This window comes from Streptomyces tendae, from assembly GCF_014650435.1.
Classification (GTDB): domain Bacteria; phylum Actinomycetota; class Actinomycetes; order Streptomycetales; family Streptomycetaceae; genus Streptomyces; species Streptomyces tendae.
This window is the reverse complement of the sequence record NZ_BMUY01000008.1, coordinates 255,799-280,474: the sequence shown is the minus strand read 5'-3', so window position 1 is coordinate 280,474 and position 24,676 is coordinate 255,799. Positions and strand designations below refer to the sequence as shown.

Genomic DNA, 24,676 nt, shown 5'->3' with positions numbered 1-24,676 from the left:
GGGACGTGCACAGCGCGGTTCCCTACGATGGCGCGGTGACCAGTACCGCGTCCTCCACGGACACCCTGCACGACCAGGCCCCGCACGACGAGCGGCCCACCTGGCAGCAGCGGCTGCGCCGCTTCGGCTACCCGGCGGGGCCCGCGACCGGCGACGTCCGCGACCGGCTGGTGCCGCCGTACACGAGCCCGAGCCCGCGCCTGTGGGTCTTCCTGGGCCTGTCGAAGCCGCTCGCCGACCGGGTGACCCGCTGGTCGGCGTGGGGCGGTCCGCTGCTGGTGGCACTGCTCGCGGGGGTGCTGCGGTTCTGGAACCTGGGCAGCCCGAAGGCGGTGATATTCGACGAGACGTACTACGCCAAGGACGCGTGGGCGCTGATCCACCGCGGCTTCGAGGTCAACTGGGACAAGAACGCCAACGACCTGATCCTGAACAGCGGCGGCGACGTCCCGATCCCGACCGACGCGGCGTACGTGGTGCATCCGCCGGTCGGCAAGTACGTCATCGGCCTCGGCGAACTGCTGTTCGGCTTCGACCCCTTCGGCTGGCGCTTCATGACGGCGCTGCTTGGCACGCTGTCGGTGCTGCTGCTGTGCCGGATCGGCCGCCGCCTGTTCCGCTCCACGTTCCTCGGCTGCCTGGCGGGCGCCCTGATGGCGCTGGACGGCCTGCACTTCGTGATGAGCCGCACCGCGCTGCTGGACAGCGTGCTGATGTTCTTCGTGCTGGCCGCCTTCGGCTGCCTGGTCGTCGACCGCGACAAGGCCCGTTCGAGACTCGCCGCGGCACTTCCGGTGGACGAGGACGGCCGCGTCCGCCCGGACGCGCACATTGCCGAGACCCTCCGCCTCGGATGGCGTCCGTGGCGGCTGACGGCGGGCCTGATGCTGGGCCTGGCGGCGGCCACCAAGTGGAACGGCCTCTACATCATGGCGGCCTTCTGCGTGATGGCGGTGCTGTGGGACGTAGGCTCCCGCCGCGTCGCGGGCGCCCACCACCCCTACCGCGCGGTACTGCGCCGCGACCTGGGCTGGGCCTTCCTCTCCACGGTCCCGGTGGCCCTGGCGACGTACCTCCTCTCCTGGCTGGGCTGGATCCTCTCCCCCTCCGACGGCACCGGCGGCTACTACCGCGACTGGGCGACGAAGGACGGCGCGAACAGTTCCTGGTCGTGGCTCTTCCCCGACTGGTGGCGCAGCCTGTGGCACTACGAGACCCAGGTCCTGGAGTTCCACACCCACCTGACCTCGCCGCACACCTACCAGTCGAACCCCTGGAGCTGGATCGTCCTGGGCCGCCCGGTCTCCTACTTCTACGAGTCCCCGTCGGCGGGCTCGGACGGCTGCCCGGTCGACGCGGGCGAGAAGTGCGCCCGCGAGGTCCTCGCCCTGGGCACACCCCTCCTCTGGTGGGTGGGCTGCTTCGCCCTCCTGTACGTCCTGTGGCGCTGGCTCTTCCGCCGCGACTGGCGCGCGGGCGCCATCGCCTGCGGCGTGGCCGCCGGCTACCTCCCCTGGTTCATGTACCAGGAGCGCACGATCTTCCTCTTCTACGCCGTCGTCTTCGTCCCGTTCCTGTGCCTCGCGGTGGCCATGCTCCTGGGCGCGATCATCGGCCGCCCCGGCTGCACCGACACCCGCAGAGTCGCGGGCGCGACGGGAGCGGGCGTCCTGGTCCTCCTCATCGCCTGGAACTTCATCTACTTCTGGCCCCTGTACACGGGCACGGCGATCCCGATGGAGGAGTGGAGAGCGCGGATGTGGCTGGATACGTGGGTTTAGCTGGACGGACACACTACGAGAGCGAGGCAGCCTGCCGCGCCCTCGTAGTCGTTGTTGGTCGTTGGCGGTTGTCATGGGCCGCCCTTGGACGGCCCGGAGACGGCCCCGTCGCCTGGATCCGGAGCAGGCTTACCGCAGGCTCAGTGCACCGCCTACGGCCTATGGCTTCTCGTGAACTGCTCACTTGTAGGGGATACCTGGGAAGCGTGGTCGGTCACAACGTCCGCGCAGGGGTTCATGCCGGGCAGTGACCGCCGCTCTAAGGAGTTCGATCCGCTCCGCTCCAACTGGTGTCGGCGACTGGTGCGACGGCCGGACAGAGACGCTGGTGTACGTCCCTGTCCGGCGTCGTTACTGTCAGCAATGGATGTCAGAAGCCATCTGATCCGTAGCTGTACAGAGATCGGTCAGTCAGGGCTTGAACAGCCAGCGTTCGATCTCGTCGATGCCGACGCGGCGCCCGAGCTGCTTGCTCTCCTCGTGGGCCCAACGGTCCAGGAGCGCGCAGTACCGGACGTAGGTGCTGGTGGGCCATCCGTGCTCACCGAGTGAGTCCCACTTGCAGATGTCTCTGAGCGTGGCGGCTACCTGGGAGTCGAGAATCACGCACGGGTGGTCGAGCGCGCCACTGCCCGCGAAATACAAGAGCTTGGTCGAGAACGCCGGACCCAGATAGGCAATGGCGTTGCGGCCTCCCGGGCGCAGAGCTTCGTACGCATGCGCCGGATCTTCGAGAGCCGCCTGCAGAGCCTGGCGCAGAGCCGCCACGGCTGAGGACGGGCTATCCGCCACCGCTTGGATGCGCTGGCGGTTGAGGCGGAGCCTCCTGCCGCTGCCCCAGGCGAGGACTCGCCACAGAAATCGAAGCAGTTCCTCTTCGCCGCCCGCATCAAGGTTGGCCGCGTCCCTGAATAGGTCACCGCGACTGAGTTGCGCGACATCTGGTTCGGTCACGGGCACACCTGGCAGGTGAGCGGCGGCTATCTCGGTGTTCCACCAGTCGGTGGCGATGGGGATGGTGTGACCGTCGATCCGCTCTGATCGCTGCTTGACAAGGGCCTCACGGCACGCGCGCGGCATCTGCAGGCGGGACAGGTCGGTGGATGCCATGGCTCCATCCTGCCCCGCAGGGAGAAGAAGTGATGCCAACTCCGGTGCTCAGGCTTGCCGATACTGGCGAACAACGACGCTCGGCTAACGCTGCGGAACAGTCTTGAGCAGCTTCGGCAACCAACACGGCTCCGGAGGACCGCTTTGCCTCATAGCCATTGCGCTGGCTCGAAGCTGCATCCCCTCCCAGATCGTTGGAATTGGTCCACAGACAATCCACAAGGTCGGCACTCTCACGGCCATCTCGCGGTCCGCAGCCTGTTCGCCTACGGACGGTCGTGGCTGGCGTCCTCCCGCCGTTCACCACGCCAGTCTGCGAGCTGCTGCTCGATGGATGTCAATCGCTCGTTCATCTTGCTTAGCTCAAGGTGAATGGATTCGAGCTGGGTTGCGACGGCTACCTCCAAGGAGTGAGGCTCCAGCGCTTGCGGGTTGGCTTCTGCGGGAGCCTGGACGAACACCCCCCGGCCTTGCTGGGAAATCACGAGCCCTTCATCGCGAAGGACGCGTAGAGCATGCTGGACTGTCATTAGCGCCGTACCGAACTCCTGCGCCAACTCCCGGCCGGACGGGATTCGACTTCCGGGTCCAAGCTTCCCGGTTGCGATGTCTTCGCGGAGCGTGGCAGCGATTTGCAGGTAGGCCGGGCGCCGGTCGTCAGGACTCAACTCCATGTAGTGATCCTAATCGCTCTAGGTCAGTTGGCCGCATCGTCTTGCCGACCACGGGACCACCTCGATAGCCTCCTCATGCGAACTAGATCGACCTAGGTCACATGAGGCGTGGCCCCAGGTCTCGTTCGCAGTGCGACTGAGCCCTGTGATGTGGTGGGCCGGCCAAGCGGTGGCGATGACCGGAGATACTGGGATGGAACCTGGAGGTACAAGTGACGATCTTCGAGCAGGAGAGCATGTTTGGAGCTGCGGACGATGGCCCGACGTCGATCATCCGGAGCGTGGTCCCGGCGGCGACGGCGCTTGAGACGGGCTTTCCTGCCGGAGCCGTATCGGCTGCTGCCGAGCGGGAGTCTTGGCGTAAGGAAGTGCACCGCCCTGCCACGCACACCCACAAGTGGTGGGCGCAGCGACTCGGCTCCGTTTTCCGTGGAATCCTGGCCGCCGCAGTGGCAGAAGACGAACAGGACGCGATCGAGTGCTACAGCAATGCACTGCGGCTCGATGGCCTTGTCGTCTGCGACCCATTCGCCGGTTCGGGGACCACGCTGGCCGAGGCGGCCAAGCTGGGCGCAAAGGTGGTCGGCAGGGATATCAATCCTGTTGCTACTTTGGTGCAGCGGCAGGCATTGGCTCAGTGGGACCGCGCACGCCTGGACCAGGCGTTCAAGCAGGTGGAAAGTCAGGTTCGCCACGAGATCGATCGACTACATCGGGACAAGCACGGCCGCCCTGTCCTCTACTATTTTTGGGTTGCTCTCGTTCCGTGCCCGCAATGCCCTTCGGACGAACCGCCGGTCGAACTGTTTAGTCGGTACGTGTTCGCACAGCACGCTTACCCGAAAAAGTACCCGACCAGTAGGGCGACGTGTCCACACTGCCACGCAGTCGTGATCGTCAACGTGGTGAAAGATGATCAGCTAGCCTGCGACTCCTGTGGCCGCACCTCTGGCCTGACTGGACCAGTCAACCGTGCGAATATGACGTGCCCCCAAGGGCATAGGACAAAAGTCCTCGATGCTCTCGGGGATCAGCCTCCGCAGTTCCGGATGTACGCAAAACAAGTTCTCGGTGCTGATGGAGCGCGACTGTACGAACCAATCGATGACTTCGATCGAGCCCTCTATGCAGAAGCCGAGAAGCTTCTAGACGAGCGGCGTTCTGAGCTTGTACTGCCCGTCGGCACCCTCGATGATGGACACAACACCCGGCAGGCGATCCGCTGGAACTATCGAGAGTGGCGACAGTTCTTCAACGCCCGTCAACTCTACAGCTTGGGTCTGCTCGGCTCGGCAATCCGTGATCTCATCCCGAATTCCGAGCGTGAGGCGCTGGCTGCGCTCTTCTCCGGCGTGTTGGAGTTCAATAACCTTTTCTGCTCCTTCAAGGGTGAAGGGACCGGAGCCGTTCGGCACATGTTTTCCAACCACGTGCTGAAGCCCGAGAGGACGCCGCTCGAAGCGCATCCGTGGGGCACGCCTGCGTCCTCCGGGGCTTTCTCCACGCTCTATCAGTCACGCATCATCCGTGCATGGGAATACAAACGCCAGCCGCATGACCTAGTGCCGGTAGGCAATAGCCCAGAGCGCGTCTTCGGATTGTCACAACCTCTTTCGCTGAAAATGGGAGACGTTGAAGACTTCGAGTATGGGAGGGCCGGCGCGTACGTCCACTGCGGCTCGTCTGCCTCGTTCGATCTCCCGGACGCATCAGTCGACTTGGTAATCACCGATCCGCCGTTCATGGACAACGTCCACTACAGCGAACTCGCCGACTTCTTTCACGCCTGGCTTCGCCGAATCCATCCTTTCGACAATTATCCGGTACAGTCCGCCACGACCCGTCATCCGGACGAGGTTCAATCCGCTGATCCTGCGGAGTTCGGTCGCGCCATTGCCGCTGTGTGGAAAGAGTGCTCGCGCCTGCTCAAGCCGAACGGAATCCTCGCCTTCACCTTCCATCAAGCACGCATCGCTGGATGGGTCGAGTTGGTAAAAGCGCTGGAGGCCGCGGGGTTGGTGATCACCGCAATCCAGCCCGTAAAGGCGGAGATGAGCACCAGCACCGTCAAGTCCAGTGCCGCTGATCCTTCCAACTTGGACTCAATCGTGGTATGCCGACCTGCAGGGCATACCATTCCCGAGATGGCCACCGTTGAGGCAGTTCGAGAACGTTCCACTACTGCACTGCGCGAGTGTCAGGAGGCAGGCGTCAAGGTCGGTTATGCGGATGTTGAGTCGGTGGTCAGAGGGTCCGTTCTGGCGCTGCACACGCTTCCTGGTAACTCTCTGACGGTGGAATCGCTAACGGCGGCAGCTGGTGAGGCAGTTACTGAAGCTGCCGCCGTCCTCGGTGTGCGCTCTAACCGAGGGTGAACGTCCGGAGGTCGATCTGGAAGCGGCCTCGCTGAGCTGTCTCTTCCTTGCGCTTCGACGGCTGAGGGAAGGGATCCAGCGCGGTGTCCTCCCTGGAGGGAGATAGCCTGGCAAGTCGGTAACAGTGGAAGAGCTCGAACACCCCGGGCGAGACAGTGCGGGTCATGTCGCGCACATGGACGAGAGGCTGCTCGTCCGCGAGATCATTCCGCTCGCTGATCAGCGTAGCTGCCTTCAGCGTCCAGTCCCAGCCAAGCGGGTTGGAGAACAGCAGCATAGGCCGCAGGCGATTGGCCCCGTCGCCGTAGGTGCCGAGTCCGATCTGCTTCGTTCGGGTGCCTGTGATGCTGTCGTACAGGTCGACATCCTTATTGAGGACAGCACCGGCTACCAGCACCATGGAGTGCACTTGCACGGTGCCGCTCTCTCTGTCGCCTTCCAACGCAACGAATAGGTAGAAGCCCGGAATTCGAATTTCGCTGCCGTCCTGAGCGTACACTCGCATTGTCGCGCATGGCGGGGTGCTGTTGTAGTCCAATCCCGTGGAACGGGCAGGCTGTCCGTTCTTTCCAAGATCAACTTTCTTGACCTCAAGGCCGAAGACGGCACGCGGGTCGTAATCCACCCCGCCGGCCTCTAGCAGTTCGTACTCTTCCGGCCGAGCGATCACGGCGTCCGGTGACACCAGAGGCTTGTCCGCGCGAAGAACGATGACTTCCTCTGGCATCTCCTGACGCAACAGCTCTGTGACGTACTCATCGAAGGGGTCGTCCTGAGTGTTCCGCTTGTCCCGGAGTTGGAAGGGAACGGAGTGTCCTTGGTCATCGAAAAATCTCTCCGAGAGGATGGTGAAGGCCATCGCCGGAAGATCGCCAGGGCGAACCCTGCTAGTTCCATCGAAGTTCATGGCGCCAGAGGTAGCACATGTGGCGGACGATCGGCTGAGTGTTGATCACACTGCTACAGGATGCTCGGCCGACCCGCGGCCCTCGTTGCCCAGGATGGGTGCCGCTAGGTCGGCGGATCAGCTCGGGCACCACCTGCCATGCGTGCTCCTACTGCTGTTCGGCGGCGCAGCTGGGCTACGGCTTCCCTGGCGACGCCGATGACTTCGAGGCCGAGCTGGCCCGTGAGATCAACCATGCCGACCCCGCCGACCTCTCCGGCATCGTTCGCCTCGCGGAGGAGTTCCGCGGCCGGGTGATCACCCGCCAGGACCCGGCCTTCAGCACCTCTGTCGCGCCGTCGCAGAGATTCAGGCAGCCCGAAGGACCGGCCGGTGACCGGCGGCCAGGACCGGACCATTGCCGAGATCACCTAGGCGTCTACGACACGCCTCCTCCCGAACCCGGCCTGATCCGCGTCGCTCTGGTCTCACCCGTCCACTTCGCGGGCGGCGGCACCGGGTTCTGACCCTCGCGTGCCCCGCCCCCGGTCTCCTTTAGGCCACCAAACGGAAACGGTCGTACCGCTCGTCACTCCCTGCGCATAGAGTGCAACCCACAACTGCTTCTGAACGCGTTCAAGAAGGCGGGCGGAAGGTCTGACGGGGAGGGGACTGCCGATGGGCAGGGGGGTCAAGGTTGCCGTCATAGGCGGGGTGTTCGCCGTGATGGTGGGCGGGGCCGGGTACGGGGCCTACAACGTGGTGTCGGCGCTGGACGGTGGCGGGGGGTCGTCCGGGGCGTCGGAGGCCAAGAGCGGGCCGCCGGGCGAGGACGAGGTCGCGGAGACCAGCGAGAAGTTCTTCACGGCCTGGGAGAAGGGCGACGCGACGACCGCCGCGTCGTACACCAACAACGCCTCGGTCGCCGGAGCGCTGCTGACGGCCTACGGCGAGGACGCGCACATCAGCGGCGTCGAGATCACGCCGGGCAAGACGGCCGGCACCTCCGTGCCGTTCTCCGTGAAGGCGAAGGTGTCGTACGAGGGGACGACGAAGCCGCTCAGTTACAAGAGCACGCTGACCGTGGTGCGCGGGGAGACGAGTGGGCGGGCACTGGTCGACTGGGAGCCGTCCGTCGTCCATCCCGGTCTCAAGGACGGGGACACGCTGGTCACCGAGGAGTCGGCGACCCCGCAGATCCAGGCCGTCGGGCGCAACGGCACCGTGCTGACGAAGGAGAAGTACCCCTCGCTCGGCCCCGTCCTCGCCACGCTGCGGGAGCGGTACGGCTCGAAGGCCGGCGGCACTCCCGGTGTCGAGCTGGCGGTGCGGCACACGGCCGCGGACGCGCCGGACACCCCGCTGCTGACGCTGACCGAGGGGAAGCCCGGGAAACTCGAGACGACGCTCAGCGCGAGCGTGCAGGCCGCGGCCGAGAAGGCGGTGAAGCGGTACGGCGAGTCCTCCGTGGTCGCCGTGAAGCCGAGCACCGGGGAAGTGCTGGCCGTGGCGAACAACCGTAAGGACGGGTTCAACGCCGCGTTCCAGGGGCGGGTCGCCCCCGGTTCCACCATGAAGATCATCACCGCGGCCATGCTCATCGACAACGGCGTGACCTCGATGAACGGGCCGGCGCCCTGCCCCGACACGGCGACCTGGCAGAGTCAGACCTTCAAGAACCTGACCAACATGAAGCCCAACGAGAGCGCCACGCTCGCCAACACCTTCCTGCGCTCCTGCAACACCGGCTTCATCAAGCTCGTCGACGAGAAGCCGCTCACCGACTCCTCGCTTACCGAGGAGGCCCAGGAGCGCTTCGGGCTCGGGCAGGACAACTGGCAGACCGGCATCGTCTCCTTCGACGGGAGCGTCCCCGCCTCCGGCGGCCCGGACCGCGCGGCCAACGCCATCGGGCAGGGCCAGGTGCAGATGAACCCGCTGAACATGGCCTCGGTCACCGCGACCGCCATCACCGGTGAGTTCCGCCAGCCGTACCTGGTCCCGTTCGACCTGGACGACCGGGAGCCGGCCACCGCCAAGGGGCTGCCGCAGGGCACCGCCTCCCAGCTCAAGCAGATGATGAAGCTGACCGCCACCCAGGGCACCGCCATCAACGCCATGTCCGGGCTCGGCGGCGACATCGGCGCCAAGACCGGGTCGGCCGAGGTCGACGGACAGACGGTGTCCAACAGTTGGTTCACCGGGTTCCGGAACGACGTCGCGGCGGCGGCCATGACCGAGGAGGGCGGCCACGGCGGCGACGCGGCCGGGCCGATCGTCGCAGATGTGCTACGAGTCGGCGGCTGACCCGGACCGGCGGCCGTGATGCCCCTACTGTGGTCGCCGTCGTAAGCAGCATCCGGCACCGATACGCACCTAGGAACGGGACGCAGTGGGCAGCAGAAGGGGCGCCGCCGAGCGGCGCAGGACGAAACCCGCCGTGATCGGCAGTGTGGCCGCCGTGGTCGTGGCCGGTGCCGGATTCGGTGCCTACGCGGTGTACGGCGGCGGGGCCGACGGTGACGACACCGCGCGGACCAAGTCCGCGGCGGCCGCGGAGAAGGTGAAGTCGGGCCCGCTGACGGCGGCCGAGGTCACCTCGACCGCCCAGCGGTTCCTGACCGCCTGGCAGCAGGGCGACGTGGCCGCCGCGGCCGCCGCGACCGACGACGCCGAGGCCGCCAAGGCGCTGCTCACCGGCTACGCCAAGGACGCCCGCATCAAGGACGCCACCTTCACTCCGGGCACCCCGGCCGGGGAGAAGGTCCCCTTCTCCGTCAAGGCCACCGTCGCCTACGAGAAGGCGGCCGAGCCGCTGGCGTACGACAGCGCGCTGACCGTCGTCCGCCGGGAGGGCGACGGCGAGCCCCGCGTCGACTGGCACGCGGCCGTCGTGCACCCGGAGTTGCGGGACGGGGACAAGCTGGTCACCGGGAAGGCCGGGGATCCGCCGGTCAAGGCGCTGGACCGGAACGGCGCGGAGATCACCGCCGCGAAGTACCCGTCCCTCGGCACCGTCCTGGACGGGCTGCGCGACAAGTACGGCAAGAAGTCCGGCGGCACCCCCGGCGTCGAGTTGCGCGTGGTGCGCGGCGAGGCGGCCGGTGACGGCAAGGACGGCAAGGGCTCGAAGGAGTCCGGGGCCGACGAAGTCGCCGACAAGACGCTGCTGGAACTGAGCAAGGGCACTCCCGGCACCCTGAAGACGACGCTCGACCCCGCCCTCCAGACGGCCGCCGAGAAGCAGGTCGACGGCAAGAAGGGTGCATCGGTGGTGCTGCTGCGCGCCTCCACCGGCGAGGTGCTCGCGGTCGCCAACGGCGGGCACGGCTTCAACACCGCCTTCCTCGGCTCGCTCGCCCCCGGCTCCACCATGAAGGTCATCACGGCCTCGATGCTGCTGGAGAAGGACCTGGCGTCCGTGAACGAGAAGCACCCGTGCCCGAAGTACTTCGAATACGGCGGGTGGAAGTTCCAGAACGACGACAAGTTCGAGATCAAGGACGGCACCTTCAAGGCGAGCTTCGCCCGCTCCTGCAACACCGCCTTCATCAGCCAGGCCCCCGAGTTGAAGGACGACGACCTGACCAGGCAGGCCAAGGAGGTCTTCGGCCTGTCCATGAACAACTGGTCGGTCGGCGTGTCCACCTTCGACGGCAGGGTGCCGGTGCAGAGCAAGGCCCAGATGGCCGCCTCCCTCATCGGCCAGGGCGGGGTGCGGATGAACCCGCTGAACATGGCCTCGGTCTCGGCGACCGTGAAGTCGGGCTCCTTCCACCAGCCGTACCTGGTCGCCCCGTCGGTCGACGGGCGGGCGCTCGCCACGGCCTCCCGCACGATGTCCGGCGAGACGCTCGGCGCGCTGCGCGAGATGATGTCCTACACGGCGGCGTACGGCACCGCGGCGGAAGCCATGGCCGGGGTCAGCGGCGACGTGGGTGCCAAGACCGGCTCGGCGGAGGTCGACGGGCAGGAGAAGCCCAACGGCTGGTTCACCGCGTACCGGGGCGACCTGGCGGCGGCGGGCGTGGTCCAGCAGGGCGGGCACGGCGGCGACACGGCGGGCCCGATGGTCGCGGCGCTGCTCAAGGCAGGCGGCTGACCCCCGTCACGTGCCCCCGTCACGCGGCTCAGTGGGCCACAGGCTGTTCAGTGGGCCACCGGCTGTGCGGTCGCCTGGTACGTGCGGCGCAGGAAGCGGATGAGGGCCTTGTTCTCGAACTGGACCACCGAACAGCCCTGCGGGGAGTGGAACTCGACCACGGCCTGCACCCGCCCGCACGGCCACACCCGCACCTCACCGCTCCCGGCGGGCGCGCGCAGGCCCTGTTCCAGCAGCTCGCGGGAGAAGGTCCACTCGCGGGCGCGGGCCGCACGGCCGCCCTCCCCGGGCAGGGCGACGCACACCTTCGAGGGGTCGAGCTGGGGGTCGTAGCGCAGGACGACGGGTATCGCTCCGCCGTCGTCCTCCTCGGGGAGGTCCCCGTCCGTCAGGATGTGGGCTCGCGCGTACTCTTCGACTACGGACATGGGGTCGCCCCTTACGCTCTGCCACCTTTGTTGAAGCTGTGGGTCCACCCCCACTCCAATGTCCCATATTTCCCGGCGCACGCCCGATGAGCCGGATATCACATGTGAGATCGACCTTTACACCAGCCTTTACCTCGCTCTTGCGAACGAGTTGCAACTGGTCCTTATCATCGGACCGTGCATGTACCTGACGGATTCATCAACGCCCCGACCTCCGCCGTGACCGGAGTCGTCGCCGCGGGCGCCATCGCGGTCAGCCTGCGCGGCGCGCGCCGTGAGCTGGACGAGCGGACGGCGCCGCTGGCCGGGCTGGTCGCGGCGTTCATCTTCGCCGTGCAGATGCTGAACTTCCCGGTCGCGGCCGGGACCAGCGGGCATCTGCTCGGCGGCGCGCTGGCCGCCATCCTGGTCGGGCCCTATACGGGTGTGCTGTGTGTCTCCGTCGTGCTGCTGATGCAGGGCATCCTCTTCGCCGACGGCGGTCTGACCGCGCTCGGTGTGAACATCACCGACATGGCGATCGTCACCACGGTCGTCGCCTACGCCCTCTTCCGGGGCCTGGTGAAGGTGCTGCCGCGCACCCGCCGCTCGGTCACCGTCGCCTCCTTCGTCGCCGCGCTCGTCTCCGTCCCCGCCGCCGCCCTCGCCTTCACGCTCCTGTACTGGATCGGCGGCACCACCGACGTCTCCATCGGCAAGGTCGCCACCGCGATGATCGGCGTGCACGTGCTGATCGGCATCGGCGAGGCCGCGATCACCGCGCTGACCGTCGGCGCCGTCATCGCCGTACGCCCGGACCTGGTGTACGGGGCGCGCGGGCTGCGGCAGCGGCTCAAGCTGCGGGTGAACGGCGAACTCGTCGACGCCCCCGGCGCCTCGGACACGGAGCCCACCCCCGCGCCCGTCGCCGCCCGTTCGCACCGCAAGGTGTGGATCACCGGCCTCGTCGCCTCCCTGATCCTGGCCGGCTTCGTCAGCTTCTACGCCTCCGCCAACCCCGACGGCCTGGAGAAGGTCGCCTCCGACAAGGGCATCGACGAGAAGGCGAAGGAGCACGCCAACGCCGACTCGCCGCTCGCCGACTACGGCGTCAAGGACATCACCAACGCCCGCGTCTCCGGCGGCCTCGCGGGCGTGATCGGCGTCGGTGTCACGGTCGTCGCGGGCAGCGCCGTGTTCTGGGCGGTGCGCAGGCGCCGCAGCGAGGACGCCTCCCCGACCAACACGGAAACGACCGTCTGACGTGGGCGCCGGACACGCGCACAAGCTCTACCGGCACGGGCACTCCCCCGTGCACGGGCTGCCGCCGCACACCAAGCTCGCCGCGGTCTTCGCCTTCGTGGTCGTCGTGGTGTCCACGCCGCGCGAGGCGATGTGGGCCTTCGGCCTGTACGCGCTGCTGCTCGCGACGGTGGCGTACGCGGCGCGCGTCCCGGCGTCCTTCCTGCTCAAGCGGATGCTGATCGAGGTGCCGTTCGTCGCGTTCGCGGTGCTCATGCCGTTCGTCGCGGAGGGCGAGCGGGTCGACGTGCTCGGCCTGTCCCTGAGCGTCAACGGCCTGTGGGGCGCCTGGAACGTCCTGGCCAAAGGCACCCTGGGCGTCGCCGCCTCCGTGCTCCTCGCCTCCACGACCGAGCTGCGGGAACTCCTCCTCGGTCTCCAGCGGCTGAAACTGCCCCCGCTGCTCGTCCAGATCGCCTCGTTCATGATCCGGTACGGCGACGTGATCGCGGACGAGATGCGGCGGATGCGGATCGCCCGGGAGTCCCGGGGCTTCGAGGCGAGGGGCGTACGGCACTGGGGCGTGCTCGCCAAGTCGGCGGGAGCGCTGTTCATCCGCTCCTACGAACGCGGCGAACGCGTCCACCTGGCCATGGTCAGCCGCGGGTACGCCGGTTCGATGCCGGTCATCGACGAGGTGACCGCGTCCAGGGCGCAGTGGTCGTACGCGCTGGCCCTCCCGTGTGCGGCGTTCGTCGTCTGTCTGCTGGGATGGACGCTATGACAGCCAACCCGGCGTCCCTCGACGTCTCCGGCCTCGCCTTCGCCTACCCCGACGGGCACCAGGCGCTGTTCGGCGTGGACTTCTCCGTCGCGCGCGGCGAGCGGGTCGCGCTGCTCGGTCCGAACGGCGCGGGCAAGACGACTCTCGTCCTGCACCTCAACGGCATCCTCACCGGCGGCACGGGCACGGTCACGGTCGCCGGGCTGCCGGTCGACAAGCGGAACATGGCGGAGGTCCGGCGCCGGGTCGGCATCGTCTTCCAGGACCCCGACGACCAGCTGTTCATGCCGACCGTGCGCGAGGACGTGGCCTTCGGACCGGCGGCGGCCGGGGTGAAGGGGGCCGAGCTGGAGGCCTGCGTGGACCGGGCACTCTCGCTGGTCGGCATGGCGGAGTTCAAGGACCGGCCCCCGCACCACCTCTCGTTCGGCCAGCGGCGCCGGGTCGCGGTGGCGACGGTGCTCGCCATGGAGCCGGAGATCCTGGTCCTCGACGAGCCCTCGTCCAACCTCGACCCGGCCTCCCGCCGCGAACTCGCCGACATCCTGCGCTCCCTGGACGTCACGGTCCTGATGGTCACCCACGACCTGCCCTACGCCCTGGAGCTGTGCCCCCGCGCCCTGATCCTCAGCGACGGCGTGATCGCGGCGGACGGACCGACCGCGGACCTGCTGTCCGACGACGACCTGATGCGCGCCCACCGCCTGGAACTGCCCTTCGGGTTCGATCCGCGGTCGGTGCGGGCGAGCGGATGAGCGGGGGAGGAATGACGGACGGTCGGTGGCGGTTGCATCCACTGTCACGAGCGGCCGGAAGGGGCGTACAGAGGTGGACGTGAACGTGCACGGCACGGTGGCCGAGGGCTTCGAGCCGGTGAGGGACGCGTTCGCACGGAACTTCACCGCGCTCGGCGAGCGGGGCGCGGCCGTCGCCGTCTACCGGGACGGGCGCAAGGTCGTCGACCTGTGGGGCGGCACCCGGGACGTCGACGACACCGCCGGCACCGAGCCGTGGCGCCGGGGCACCGCCCAGGTGGTCCGCTCGGCGACCAAGGGCGTCGCCGCCGCCGTACCGCTGCTGCTGCACCGGCGCGGGGAGCTGGACCTGGACGCGCCGGTGGGCGAGTACTGGCCGGAGTTCAAGGCGCACGGCAAGGAGCGGGTGCTGGTCCGGCACGTGCTGAACCACCGGGCCGGGCTGCCGGTCCTGGACCGCCCGCTGACCCCCGAGGACGCCCTGGACCCGCTGCGGGGCCCCGCGGCCGTCGCCGCGCAGTCACCCGTCTGGGAGCCGGGCACCGACCACGGCTACCACGCGCTGACCTACGGCTGGCTGCTGGACGAGCTGGTCCGCCGGGTGAGCGGCGGGCGGGGCGCCGGGCAGTGGATCGCGGACGAGATCGCCGGGCCGCTCGGCCTGGACCTGTGGGTGGGGCTGCCCGCGGCGGAGGAGGCGGCGGGCCGGGCCGGTCGCGTCGGACGCCTCGACGAGCCGGAGCCGTCGCGGTCCGGCAGCGGCCCGCGGCTGCGCCCCAAGCGCTCCGTCACCGAGGCGTACGAGAACCCGGAGTCCCTCACCCGCCGCGCCTTCGCCGCGATCACGCCGTTCCCCGACCAGAACGACCCGGTGTACCGCGCGGCCGCGCTCCCGGCCGCCAACGGCATCGCGACGGCCGACGGTCTGGCCCGCTTCTACGCGGCGCTGATCGGTGAGGTCGACGGCGTGACGCGCGACGTGCGGCTGTTCGACCGGGCGACCATGGAGCTGGCCCGCGCGGAGGAGTCCGCCGGTCCCGACCGGATCCTGGTCGTGGGCACCCGGTTCGGCCTCGGCTACATGCTGCACGGCAGCGCGTCGCCGTTCCTCGGCCCCGGCTCCTTCGGCCACCCGGGCCGCGGCGGCTCCCTGGGCTTCGCCGACCCGGAGGCCGGCATCGCCCTGGGCTACGTCACCAACGGCTTCCGCAAGACCGTGACGGCGGACCCTCGGGCGCAGGCGCTGGTACGCGCGGTGCGCGCGTCGCTCACCCAGGGCCCGTCCCCGTCCTAGCGACGGGCCCCGGCCCGGGGTTCAGACGTGGATGGGGTGCGAGGTCCGCCCGGACGCCGCGTCGATCTCGTCGTGGGCCTTGGTGAGCAGCTGCATCGCCAGCTCGTTCAACGCCCGTGCGCCCGCGACCTCCTCACCGACCCGTGGCTGCTGGGAGTCGACCCGGTGCCGGCTGGCGTGGCCGTGCGCGCGGACCTCGGTGCCGTCGGGGAGCCGCACCATCGCGACCGCCCGCGTGTGCTGGTCGTCCTCCACGAACTCCAGCTCGACATGCCATCCCACTGTGGTGTGCATCATGACGATCACCTCCGGAACACCTTCTTCCAGGGTGCGCCTCACGACGGCCGCCCGCACCATCCCGGCCCCCGCGGCCGTCCCGAGTGCGGCGGGGGCCGGGATGGCTGTCCCTGTATGTGCCTATCCCGTGTGCAGCATCAGCCCGATCCCGACGACCAGGAGGCCGGCCGCCGCGATCCGGGGCGCGCCGAACCGCTCCTTGAAGAACAGGGCCCCTATCGCGGCGCCGACCAGGATGGACGACTCGCGCAGGGCGGCGATGGGCGCCAGCTCGGCGCGGGTCTGGGCCCACAGGACCAGGGCGTAGGCGGTGACGGACAGTGCCGCGCCGGCCAGTCCGAGGCCCGCGTGCGGCCGCAGCAGGGCCCAGGCCCCGGCGCGGTGCCGGTACAGGAAGTACGCCGGCAGCACCGTGCCCTGCACCGCCATCAGCCAGGCGATGTAGCCGAGGGAGGACCCGGAGGCGCGTACGCCGAGGCCGTCGACGACCGTGTACGCCGCGATGGTCACGCCGGTCGCCAGGGCGGCGCCGATGGCCGCCCAGTCGGGCCGGCGGCCGCGCAGCCCCCACAGGGCGACGCCGGTCAGCCCCGCGCAGGAGACCAGGATGCCCCCGGTCGCCCAGCCGTCCGGCACCTCGTGGGCGAAGACGGCGGCGAGGACGGTGACAAGCAGCGGCGCGCTGCCGCGGGCGATCGGGTACGCCTGCCCGAAGTCGCCCAGCCGGAAGGACCGCATGAGCAGGGCGTAGTACGCGATGTGGATGGCGGCGGAGACCAGGAGGTACGGCCAGGCCCCGGCCGCCGGGAACGCGGTGAACGGCAGCAGCGCGAGCCCGATCAGCATCCCGCCGCCGGAGATCAGCGCGAACCCGGTCAGCTTGTCGGTGATCCGGTGGGCGATGGCGTTCCAGCTGGCGTGGGTGACCGCCGCGAGCAGGACCGCGGCGGTGACCAGCGGCGTCACTCGGAGCGCTCGCGCACGTCCACGAGGGTGGCGCCGGCGGTGGCGACGAGGTCCTTGGGCTCCATCGGGAAGACGGCGTACGGGGTTCCGGCGGCGGCCCAGACGACGTCGTGGGCGAGCAGGGACCGGTCGGCCAGCACCCGGGTCCTGGTCCGGTGCCCGAAGGGCGGCACCCCGCCGATCGCGTACCCGGTGGTCTCCCGTACGACGTCGGCCTTGGCCCGCGTGACCTTCTCGGCGCCCAGTGCGTCGCGGACCCGGTCCAGGTCGACGCGGGAGGCGCCGTCCATGAGGACCAGTACGGGCACGCCGTCCGCGGCGAAGATGAGCGACTTGCAGATCTGGCTCAGCTCGCACCCGATGGCGGCGGCCGCCTCGGTGGCGGTGCGGGTGGCCTCCGGGAAGCGCCGGGCCCGTCCGGCCAGGTCGCCGAGGCCGAGTTCGCCGAGGGCGGCGGCGAAGCGCGGGTGGGCGGCACCGGCGTCGGCGGGGTCGGGGGTGGCGGCGGAGCCGGAGGCGTCGTCGGTCGTCGTCATGGTCCGCACCGTAGCGGTACGTGTAGCCCACAGGCGACCGGGTTAGGGGTCGACGGGTCCCTGGGGACGGAGGAAGCCGGTGAGGGCAGCCCCGTCCCCACGGAACCCTCACCGGCTGGTCTGTGCCGTCCTCCTGTCAGAGGCCGCGGCGGCTGGTCAGGTGCGCACCAGCTCCCGGTCCTCGTCGGGCCCGGTGCCGCGCTCGGCGGCCGTGCGCAGGCCCTCGCCCTCGACGTCCACGTTGGGCAGCGCGCGGTCCAGCCACTTCGGCAGCCACCAGGCCCTCTTGCCGAGCAGGGCGAGGACCGCCGGGACGATGGCCATGCGGACGACGAACGCGTCGAAGAAGACCGCGATCGCGAGGCCGAAGCCGATCATCTTGACCATCGACTCGCTGGAGCCGATGAAGCCCGCGAAGACCGCCATCATGATCACCGCGGCGGCGGTGACGACCCGGGCGCCGTGCTTGAAGCCGGTGACGACCGCCTGGTTCGGCTTCTCGCCGTGGACGTATGCCTCCCGCATGCGGGTGACCAGGAAGACCTCGTAGTCCATGGCCAGGCCGAAGACCACGCCGACCATGAAGATCGGCATCATCGACATGACCGGTCCGGTCTCCTCGACGCCCATCAGGCCGGACAGCCAGCCCCACTGGAAGACCGCGACGACCGCGCCGAGCGCCGCCATGACGGAGAGCAGGAAGCCGAGCGCCGCCTTCAGCGGGACCAGGATCGAGCGGAAGACCACGATGAGCAGGAGGAAGGCCAGGCCGACGACCAGGACCAGGTACGGCACCAGCGCGTCGTTGAGCTTCTCGCTGACGTCGATGTTCATCGCCGTCGAGCCGGTGACCAGGGTCTCCGCGCCGGTCTTCGCCTCGATGTCGCCGCCCGCGTCCCGGATGGCGTGCACCAGGTCCTCGGTCTGCACGGAGGACGGCTTGGAGTCCGGGACCACGGTGATCGTCGCGGTGTCGCCGCCCTTGTTGGGGGCGGGCGGGGTCACCGCCACCACGCCGTCGAGACCCTTGATCTCGCTCGCCACGTCGTCGAAGGCGTCCTTGGGCGCGTCGCTGCCCTTCGCGTCGACCACGACCATCAGGGGGCCGTTGAAGCCGGGGCCGAAGCCCTCGGAGAGCAGGTCGTAGGCGCGGCGCTGGGTCGTGGACGTCGGCTGGGAGCCGTCGTCGGGCAGGCCCAGCTCCAGGGAGGTCGCGGGGACCGCGGCGGCGCCGAGACCGATGACGCCCAGGAGGAGGACGGCCAGCGGGCGGCGGACGACGAAGCTCGCCCAGCGGGTGCCCAGGTTGGCCTTCGGCTGGCCGGCCGGCTGGTCCGGCTTCGGGTCGTCCTTGCGGAAGCGGCCCAGCCGCTTGCCCTTCGTCCCGGCGGGCTTGACCCTGCGACCGGCGTAGCCGAGCAGCGCGGGGATCATCGTCAGGGCGATCAGGACCGCGATGGCGACGGTGCCGGCCGCCGCGACGCCCATCTTGGTGAGCATCGGGATGTTGACGACCGCGAGGCCCACCAGGGCGATGACGACCGTGAGTCCGGCGAAGACGACCGCGGAGCCCGCGGTGCCGACCGCCCGTCCGGCGGCCTCCTCGCGTTCGCGCCCCTCGGCGAGTTCGGCGCGGTAGCGGGAGACGATGAACAGGGCGTAGTCGATGCCGACCGCGAGGCCGATCATCATCGCCAGGATCGAAGTGGTCGAGCCCAGTTCGAGCGCGCTCGCCAGCGCGGTGATCGAGGAGACGCCGATGCCCACGCCGATCAGGGCGGTGAGCAGCGGCAGCCCGGCCGCGACCAGCGAGCCGAAGGTGATGACCAGGACGACGGCGGCGACCGCGATGCCGATGACCTCGGTGGCGCCGGTCTCCGGGACGGCCTGGAGCGCGTCACCGCCGATCTCGACCGTCAGCCCGGCGTCGCGCGCCTGCTGGGCGGCGTCCTCCAGGGCGTCCTTGGTGGACTCCTCCAGCTCCATGCCGGAGACGTCGTACTTCACCGAGGCGTAGGCGATGGTGCCGTCCTTGCTGACGGCGTTGCCAGTGTAGGGGTCGGCGACCGAGGCGACCTCGGAGCCGTCCGCCAGTTCGTCGACGGTCTTCTCGACGGTCGCCTTGTTGCCGGCGTCCGTCATCTTCTCGCCGGAGGGCGCCTTGAAGACGACCCGTGCGGTCGCCCCGTCGGCGCTCGCCCCGGGGAAGCGCTGTTCCAGCAGGTCGAAGGCCTTCTGGGCCTCCGTTCCCGGGATGGAGAAGGAGGAGTTTCCGGCGGGCGGGGCGCTGGCGGCGCCGACGCCGGCGAGCGTCAGCAGGGCCACCCAGATCAGGGCGACGAAATGCCGTCGGCGAAAGGCGAGCCGGCCGAGTTTGTAGAGGAACGTGGCCACGGGGGCGTACTCCCGGTCAGGTCGTGGGTCTTCAGGGCAGGGGTGATCAGCCCGACGACGTGAGCGGTTACGTCAGGTGGGGCTCAGATGGGGCTCGGAAGTTGCGTGGGGATGTCAGTGGGTGGAGACGCCGAGGGCGGGGAGGATCACGGCGTCGATGTAGGAGGCGAGGAACTCCCGGGTCGGCGGCTGGTCGTCCAGCAGCGTGCGGGTGGCGAATCCGCCGACCATCATGTGCACGAGGAAGTCCAGCGCCGGACAGTCCGCTCTGATCTCACCGCGGTCGACGGCGCGTTGCAGCACGCGCTGGAACTCCGCCATCTCCGGTTCGATGAGCTGTCCCCGGAACGCCTGGCGAAGGTCCGGGTTCTGGTGCAGCGCCATGGCGACGCCCCGCATCAGCGCGGAGTTCTGTTCCATGGTGCAGTCGTCCTCACGCGCCATCAGGGCGTGCAGGTCGCCGCGGAGCGATCCGGTGTCGACGTCGCCGATCTCGCCGGGCTTGTTGTGCCGGATGGCCTTGACGACCAGCTCCGGCTTGCCGCCCCACTGGCGGTAGAGCGTCGCCTTGCTGGACCGGGTGCGGGCGGCCACGGCGTCCATGGTGAGGGCGTCGTAGCCGACTTCGCGGAGCAGGTCGAGCACGGCCTCGTACAGCTCGGCCTCGCGCTCGGGAGTGATCCGGCTGCGGCGCGCGGTGGCGGTGTCCGTCATCTCGCTCACTCCTCTCCGTCCGGTCGACCGGTCCACTCGACCGGAACGACACCGTTTCGTACATGACGAATGTACCCCACCGCCCAGCGAAACGAAACGGTTTCGTTCGTGTTCTGGGTCACGGTTGTCGGCACCGCATAAGTTGCCGGTACCCGGCGCCCGGAAAAGCATGGGGTGGGTGAGTTATCTGCGCCTTCCCCACCTCAGTGGCGACCAGCTGTGCTTCGTGGCCGAGGACGACCTCTGGCTCGCGTCCCTCGACGGTCCGGGCCGGGCCTGGCGACTCACCGTCGACCGCACCAAGGCCGGTCCCCCGCGCTTCTCCCCCGACGGCCGGCACATCGCGTACACCAGCTGGCGCAGTCTGGTGCCGGAGGTCCACCTCGTGCCGGTGGACGGCGGCCCCGGACGGCAGCTCACCCACTGGGGCGGCTTCGACACCCGGGTCTGCGGCTGGTCGCCGCCCGATCCCGACGGCACCACCGCCGTACTCGCCGTCGCCTCGCACGGCGAGCCGTTCTCGCACCTCACCTGGGCCTACAAGGTCACCCCCGACGGCGACCCCGGGCGCAAGCTGCCCTGGGGCCCGGTCACCGACATCCAGGCCGCCGACCTCGACGGCGAACGCAGGACCCTGCTCCTGACCGGCACCCCGCCGCACGAGCCCGCCGCCTGGAAGCGCTACCGGGGCGGCGCCACGGGCCGGCTCTGGCTGCACGGCGAGCGGCTGCTGCCCGACCTCGGCGGGCACCTCTCCGCCCCCATGTTCGTCGGCGGCCGGATCGCCTTCCTCTCCGACCACGAGGGCGTGGGCAACCTCTACTCCTGCGCGCCCGACGGCACCGACCTGCGCCGCCACACCGACCACGACGCGTTCTACGCCCGCAACGCCGCGAGCGACGGCGCCCGGGTGGTGTACCAGTGCGCGGGCGACCTGTGGATCGTCGACGACCTCGCGCCCGGCTCGGCACCGCGCCGGCTCGACGTACGGCTGAGCGGTCCGCGCGCGGGACGGCGTACATACCAGGTGCCCGCGGCCCAGCACGTGGGCGGCGTCTCCGTCGACGAGACGGGCCGCGCGAGCGCCGTCGTCGTACGCGGCAGCCTGTACTGGCTCACCCACCGGGACGGCCCGGCCCGCACCATCGCCGACACCCCGGGCGTCCGGGTGCGGCTGCCGGAGATGCTCGGGGAGAGCGGGCGGATCGCGTACGTGACGGACGCGGAGGGCGAGGACGCCGTCGAGATCTCCTACCTGCCCCGGGCCACCGGCGGCCGCGCCACCCGGCGGCTGGCCTCCGGACGTCTCGGCCGCGTCCTGGAACTGGTCTCCGACCCAGCGGGCGACCGCCTCGCCGTCGCCTCGCACGACGGACGGCTGCTGATCCTCGACGTCGCGGAGCCGGACACGGAGATGGCGCTGGCCCTGGACGCGGGGGACGCCGGGTATCCGGGGGACGCCGGGTATCCGGGGGACGCGGGGGACGCCGGGTATCCGGCGAATGCGGGGGACGAGGACGCGACGGGGACGACCGCCCGGGCGGACACCGGTCCGGACATCCCCGCCGAGGACACCGACGCCGGGGGCACCGGCACGCCGCCGACCGACGCGGGAGACGGCGCGCCGGGGGATGACTCCGCGCCCGGCGGCACCGCGGGAGGCGGAACGACCGCCGGCGGCACCGCGGGAAGCGACCCCGCGGGAGACGGCACGGCGGGAAGCGACCCCGCGGACCGCGGCACCGCAGCCGACGCCCCCGGGGCGGGTGCCCCGCGCGACGCCCCCGGTCCCGGCCCCGGACCGGCCGCCGCAGACACCGGCACCCCGAGCGGCCCAGGTGTCCCCCCGACCGCCGGAGGCACCGGCACGGACATCCCCGGCGTCGGCACCCACGCCGGGGACGCCGTCCCGCCGGGCGACCCCGGCACCCCCGCCACCGCCGGAGGCCAGGTCACCGAGTTGATCCGCTCCGTCAACGGCCCCGTGCGCGACCTCGCCTTCTCCCCCGACGGGACCTGGCTCACCTGGTCGCACCCGGGCATCGGACGCACCCTGCGGCAGATCAAGATGGCCCGGATCGACGGCCCGGAGGGCACCCTCGTCGTCGACGTCACCAACGGCCGCTTCGAGGACGAGAACCCGGTGTTCACCCGGGACGGCCGCTACCTCGCCTTCCTGTCCTGGCGCGGCTTCGACCCTGTGTACGACGTGCACACCGGCGACCTGTCCTTCCCGCTGGGCTGCCGCCCCTACCTGGTGCCGCTGTCCTCCGCGACGCCCTCCCCCTTCGCCCTCAACCCCGAGGGCCGTCCCGCGGCCGGGGGCCTGGACCCGCTGGAGGACGAGCCCGGCGAGGGCGGCGCGGTGACCGTCGAGGTCGAGGGGCTGGAGAACCGGGTGACGCCGTTCCCGGTCAGCGCCTCCAAGTACTCGGCGCTGGAGCCGGTCGCGGGCGGCGGCCTGGTCTGGCTGCGCTGGCCGATCTCCGGCGCGCTCGGCGAGACCTTCGCCAACCCGGCCGACCCGAGCGAGCGGCCCACGCTGGAGCACTTCAACCTGGCCAAGGCGAAGAAGTCCGAGCTGGTCGACCACCTCGACTGGTTCCGGGTCAGCGGCGACGGCAGCCGCCTGGTCGTGCTCGACGAGGGCGAGCTGCGCGCCGTACCGGCGACCGAGGTGGGCGACGGCGACTCGACCACCTGGATCGACCTGCGCCGCATCCTGCACGAGGTCGACCCGGCCGCCGAGTGGCGCCAGGCGTACGACGAGGCGGGGCGCCTGATCCGCGCCTACTTCTGGGACCCCGGGATGTGCGGCATCGACTGGGACGCGGTCCTCGACCAGTACCGTCCGCTGCTCGAACGGGTCGCCTCCCCCGACGAGTTCGCCGACCTGCTGCGCGAGGTGCTCGGCGAGCTGGGCACCTCGCACGCCTACGTGGTCGCCGCCCGGCGCAACGAGGGTCCGGCGCACTACCAGCGCTGGCAGGGCCTGCTCGGCGCCAACTTCGTCTGCCGGGACGGGCGATGGGTCGCCAAACGCATCCTGCCGGGCGACTCCTCCGACTCCAAGGCCCGCTCCCCGCTGGCCGGCACGGGCATCCGCGACGGGGCCGTCCTGACCCACGTCGACGGCCGCACGGTCGACCCGGTCCTCGGCCCGTCCCCGCTCCTCGCGGGCGCGGGGGGTACGACGGTGGAGCTGACCTTCGCACCCGCCGAGGGATGCCAGGGCCCCTCCCGCCGGGTGGCCGTCGTACCGCTCGTCGACGAACGCCCCCTGCGCTACCAGGACTGGGTGGCCAAGCGCCGGGAAGTGGTGCGCGAGTTGAGCGGCGGCCGGTGCGGCTACCTGCACATCCCCGACATGGGCGGCTCCGGCTGGGCGCAGTTCAACCGCGACCTGCGCATGGAGGTGTCCCGGCCCGCGCTCATCGTGGACGTGCGCGGCAACGCGGGCGGGCACATCAGCGAGCTGGTCATCGAGAAACTGACCCGGACCATCCTGGGCTGGGACCTGACCCGCGACGCCCAGCCGGTGTCGTACACCTCCAACGCCCCGCGCGGTCCGGTCGTCGCGGTCGCCGACGAGGCGACCTCCTCCGACGGCGACATGATCACGGCGGCGTTCAAGCTGCTGCGCCTGGGCCCGGTGGTCGGGCAGCGCACCTGGGGCGGCGTGGTCGGCATGACCGGCCGGCACCGCCTCGGCGACGGCTCGGTGATCACGGTGCCGATGAACGCGGCCTGGTTCGACGCGTACGGCTGGTCCGTGGAGAACTACGGCGTCGCGCCCGACGTCGAGGCCCTGCGCACCCCGCTGGACTGGGCCGAGGGCCGCTATCCGGTTCTGGACGAGGCGGTGCGGCTGGCGTTGGAGCTGCTGGAGACCAACCCGCCCGCCAACCCGCCCGGTTATGACGCCGTGCCGGACCGCTCGCGTCCGCCGCTGCCGCCGAGGGAGTAGAAGCTCCGTAAACCCTCTGGTGGCACGGGAAAGGGCGCCCACCCGGATCGACCGGGGAGGGCGCCCTCTCACTTCAGCGGCGGCGCGTCAGGCGTCGAAGCTGTCCTGCAGCCGCTCGTCCTCGTCGCGACGGCGCGAGGACGGGTTCTGGTGCTCCGACTCGCGGCGGCGCGAGGCCGGGGAGGACGGGTCGTTCTCGTCCTCGTCGCGACGGCGGTCGCGGTTCTGGAACTGGTCCCGCGCCTGCTCGGCACGCTGCTTGCCCTGCTGCTGCATGCGCTCGGCCTTGTCCTGGAACTGGTCCTTCATACCCATGTGGGTTCACTCCTGTGGTGATCGGGCCCGACCGGATCGGCCGGGCGCTCGATCAGATTCACACGAGCGGTAACCGT

Annotated in this window: 20 protein-coding genes; 10 read left to right on the top strand and 10 right to left on the bottom strand. The window is 70.0% G+C overall.

Annotated features, from left to right (window positions below):
- Positions 1-35: 35 nt before the first annotated feature.
- Positions 36-1,781, top strand: coding sequence for a dolichyl-phosphate-mannose--protein mannosyltransferase (locus IE258_RS22475; protein WP_189746187.1), 1,746 nt, complete (start codon positions 36-38; stop codon positions 1,779-1,781).
- Positions 1,782-2,192: 411 nt separating this feature from the next.
- On the opposite strand, the gene IE258_RS22470 is transcribed toward IE258_RS22475, so the two are convergent.
- Together IE258_RS22470 and IE258_RS22465 are read right to left on the bottom strand one after the other, a co-directional pair.
- Complete coding sequence (locus IE258_RS22470; protein ID WP_189746181.1) at positions 2,193-2,891, bottom strand: 8-oxoguanine DNA glycosylase OGG fold protein; 699 nt, start codon at positions 2,889-2,891, stop codon at positions 2,193-2,195.
- 266 nt (positions 2,892-3,157) lie between these two features.
- On the bottom strand, positions 3,158-3,565 hold the full coding sequence (locus tag IE258_RS22465) for a GntR family transcriptional regulator (RefSeq protein WP_189746179.1): 408 nt from the start codon (positions 3,563-3,565) through the stop codon (positions 3,158-3,160).
- A gap of 212 nt (positions 3,566-3,777) precedes the next feature.
- On the opposite strand from IE258_RS22465, the gene IE258_RS22460 reads away from it, so the two are divergent.
- Positions 3,778-5,940 carry a DNA methyltransferase gene (locus tag IE258_RS22460; RefSeq protein WP_189746177.1) on the top strand — a complete coding sequence of 721 codons (2,163 nt, stop codon included), beginning with the start codon at positions 3,778-3,780 and terminating at the stop codon, positions 5,938-5,940.
- Here the strand turns inward: IE258_RS22460 and IE258_RS22455 are convergent.
- Entirely contained in the window at positions 5,927-6,799 is an 873-nt protein-coding gene (locus IE258_RS22455) for a hypothetical protein (RefSeq protein ID WP_189746175.1), read from the bottom strand. The genes IE258_RS22460 and IE258_RS22455 overlap by 14 nt on opposite strands.
- Before the next feature lie 146 nt (positions 6,800-6,945).
- Here IE258_RS22455 and IE258_RS22450 point away from each other — a divergent pair, with 146 nt between their 5' ends.
- From IE258_RS22450 to IE258_RS22440, 3 genes are all read left to right on the top strand, one after another.
- On the top strand, positions 6,946-7,353 hold the full coding sequence (locus IE258_RS22450; RefSeq protein ID WP_189746173.1) for a hypothetical protein: 408 nt from the start codon (positions 6,946-6,948) through the stop codon (positions 7,351-7,353).
- Between the two features lie 151 nt (positions 7,354-7,504).
- Positions 7,505-9,133 carry a penicillin-binding transpeptidase domain-containing protein gene (locus tag IE258_RS22445; protein ID WP_189746170.1) on the top strand — a complete coding sequence of 543 codons (1,629 nt, stop codon included), beginning with the start codon at positions 7,505-7,507 and terminating at the stop codon, positions 9,131-9,133.
- Between the two features lie 85 nt (positions 9,134-9,218).
- Positions 9,219-10,928 (top strand): penicillin-binding transpeptidase domain-containing protein, encoded by a 1,710-nt coding sequence (locus IE258_RS22440; RefSeq protein WP_189746168.1) that lies wholly within the window; start codon positions 9,219-9,221, stop codon positions 10,926-10,928.
- A gap of 47 nt (positions 10,929-10,975) precedes the next feature.
- Here IE258_RS22440 and IE258_RS22435 read toward each other — a convergent pair whose 3' ends face one another.
- Entirely contained in the window at positions 10,976-11,356 is a 381-nt protein-coding gene (locus tag IE258_RS22435; protein ID WP_159327055.1) for an SsgA family sporulation/cell division regulator, read from the bottom strand.
- A gap of 177 nt (positions 11,357-11,533) precedes the next feature.
- Between IE258_RS22435 and IE258_RS22430 the strand changes: the two genes are divergently transcribed.
- The 4 genes from IE258_RS22430 (at position 11,534) to IE258_RS22415 (ending at position 15,410) form a co-directional block, all read left to right on the top strand.
- The gene (locus IE258_RS22430; protein ID WP_189746166.1) at positions 11,534-12,598 is read left to right on the top strand and encodes an energy-coupling factor ABC transporter permease; all 1,065 of its coding nucleotides are present in this window, start codon (positions 11,534-11,536) and stop codon (positions 12,596-12,598) included.
- Between the two features lies 1 nt (position 12,599).
- The gene (gene cbiQ, locus IE258_RS22425) at positions 12,600-13,361 is read left to right on the top strand and encodes a cobalt ECF transporter T component CbiQ (protein ID WP_189746164.1); all 762 of its coding nucleotides are present in this window, start codon (positions 12,600-12,602) and stop codon (positions 13,359-13,361) included.
- On the top strand, positions 13,358-14,116 hold the full coding sequence (locus IE258_RS22420; RefSeq protein ID WP_189746162.1) for an energy-coupling factor ABC transporter ATP-binding protein: 759 nt from the start codon (positions 13,358-13,360) through the stop codon (positions 14,114-14,116). Before cbiQ ends, IE258_RS22420 begins: the two co-directional genes overlap by 4 nt.
- Before the next feature lie 79 nt (positions 14,117-14,195).
- Positions 14,196-15,410 (top strand): serine hydrolase domain-containing protein, encoded by a 1,215-nt coding sequence (locus tag IE258_RS22415; protein WP_189746159.1) that lies wholly within the window; start codon positions 14,196-14,198, stop codon positions 15,408-15,410.
- Between the two features lie 21 nt (positions 15,411-15,431).
- Here IE258_RS22415 and IE258_RS22410 read toward each other — a convergent pair whose 3' ends face one another.
- The 5 genes from IE258_RS22410 to IE258_RS22390 all read right to left on the bottom strand — a co-directional run bounded on the left by IE258_RS22410 (position 15,432) and on the right by IE258_RS22390 (position 20,317).
- Positions 15,432-15,707, bottom strand: coding sequence for a DUF1876 domain-containing protein (locus tag IE258_RS22410; RefSeq protein WP_059301362.1), 276 nt, complete (start codon positions 15,705-15,707; stop codon positions 15,432-15,434).
- 120 nt (positions 15,708-15,827) lie between these two features.
- On the bottom strand, positions 15,828-16,673 hold the full coding sequence (locus tag IE258_RS22405) for a DMT family transporter (protein ID WP_164279231.1): 846 nt from the start codon (positions 16,671-16,673) through the stop codon (positions 15,828-15,830).
- Positions 16,670-17,209 carry a YbaK/EbsC family protein gene (locus IE258_RS22400; RefSeq protein ID WP_189746157.1) on the bottom strand — a complete coding sequence of 180 codons (540 nt, stop codon included), beginning with the start codon at positions 17,207-17,209 and terminating at the stop codon, positions 16,670-16,672. The genes IE258_RS22405 and IE258_RS22400 overlap by 4 nt, the downstream gene beginning before the upstream one ends.
- Positions 17,210-17,365: 156 nt before the next feature.
- Positions 17,366-19,603, bottom strand: coding sequence for an MMPL family transporter (locus IE258_RS22395; protein WP_189746155.1), 2,238 nt, complete (start codon positions 19,601-19,603; stop codon positions 17,366-17,368).
- Between the two features lie 114 nt (positions 19,604-19,717).
- Positions 19,718-20,317 (bottom strand): TetR/AcrR family transcriptional regulator, encoded by a 600-nt coding sequence (locus IE258_RS22390; RefSeq protein ID WP_189746153.1) that lies wholly within the window; start codon positions 20,315-20,317, stop codon positions 19,718-19,720.
- 169 nt (positions 20,318-20,486) lie between these two features.
- Here IE258_RS22390 and IE258_RS22385 point away from each other — a divergent pair, with 169 nt between their 5' ends.
- Complete coding sequence (locus IE258_RS22385) at positions 20,487-24,284, top strand: S41 family peptidase (protein WP_189746151.1); 3,798 nt, start codon at positions 20,487-20,489, stop codon at positions 24,282-24,284.
- 87 nt (positions 24,285-24,371) lie between these two features.
- On the opposite strand, the gene IE258_RS22380 is transcribed toward IE258_RS22385, so the two are convergent.
- Positions 24,372-24,599: a hypothetical protein gene (locus tag IE258_RS22380; RefSeq protein ID WP_189746149.1), complete on the bottom strand. Its 228-nt coding sequence runs from the start codon at positions 24,597-24,599 to the stop codon at positions 24,372-24,374.
- Positions 24,600-24,676: the final 77 nt, after the last annotated feature.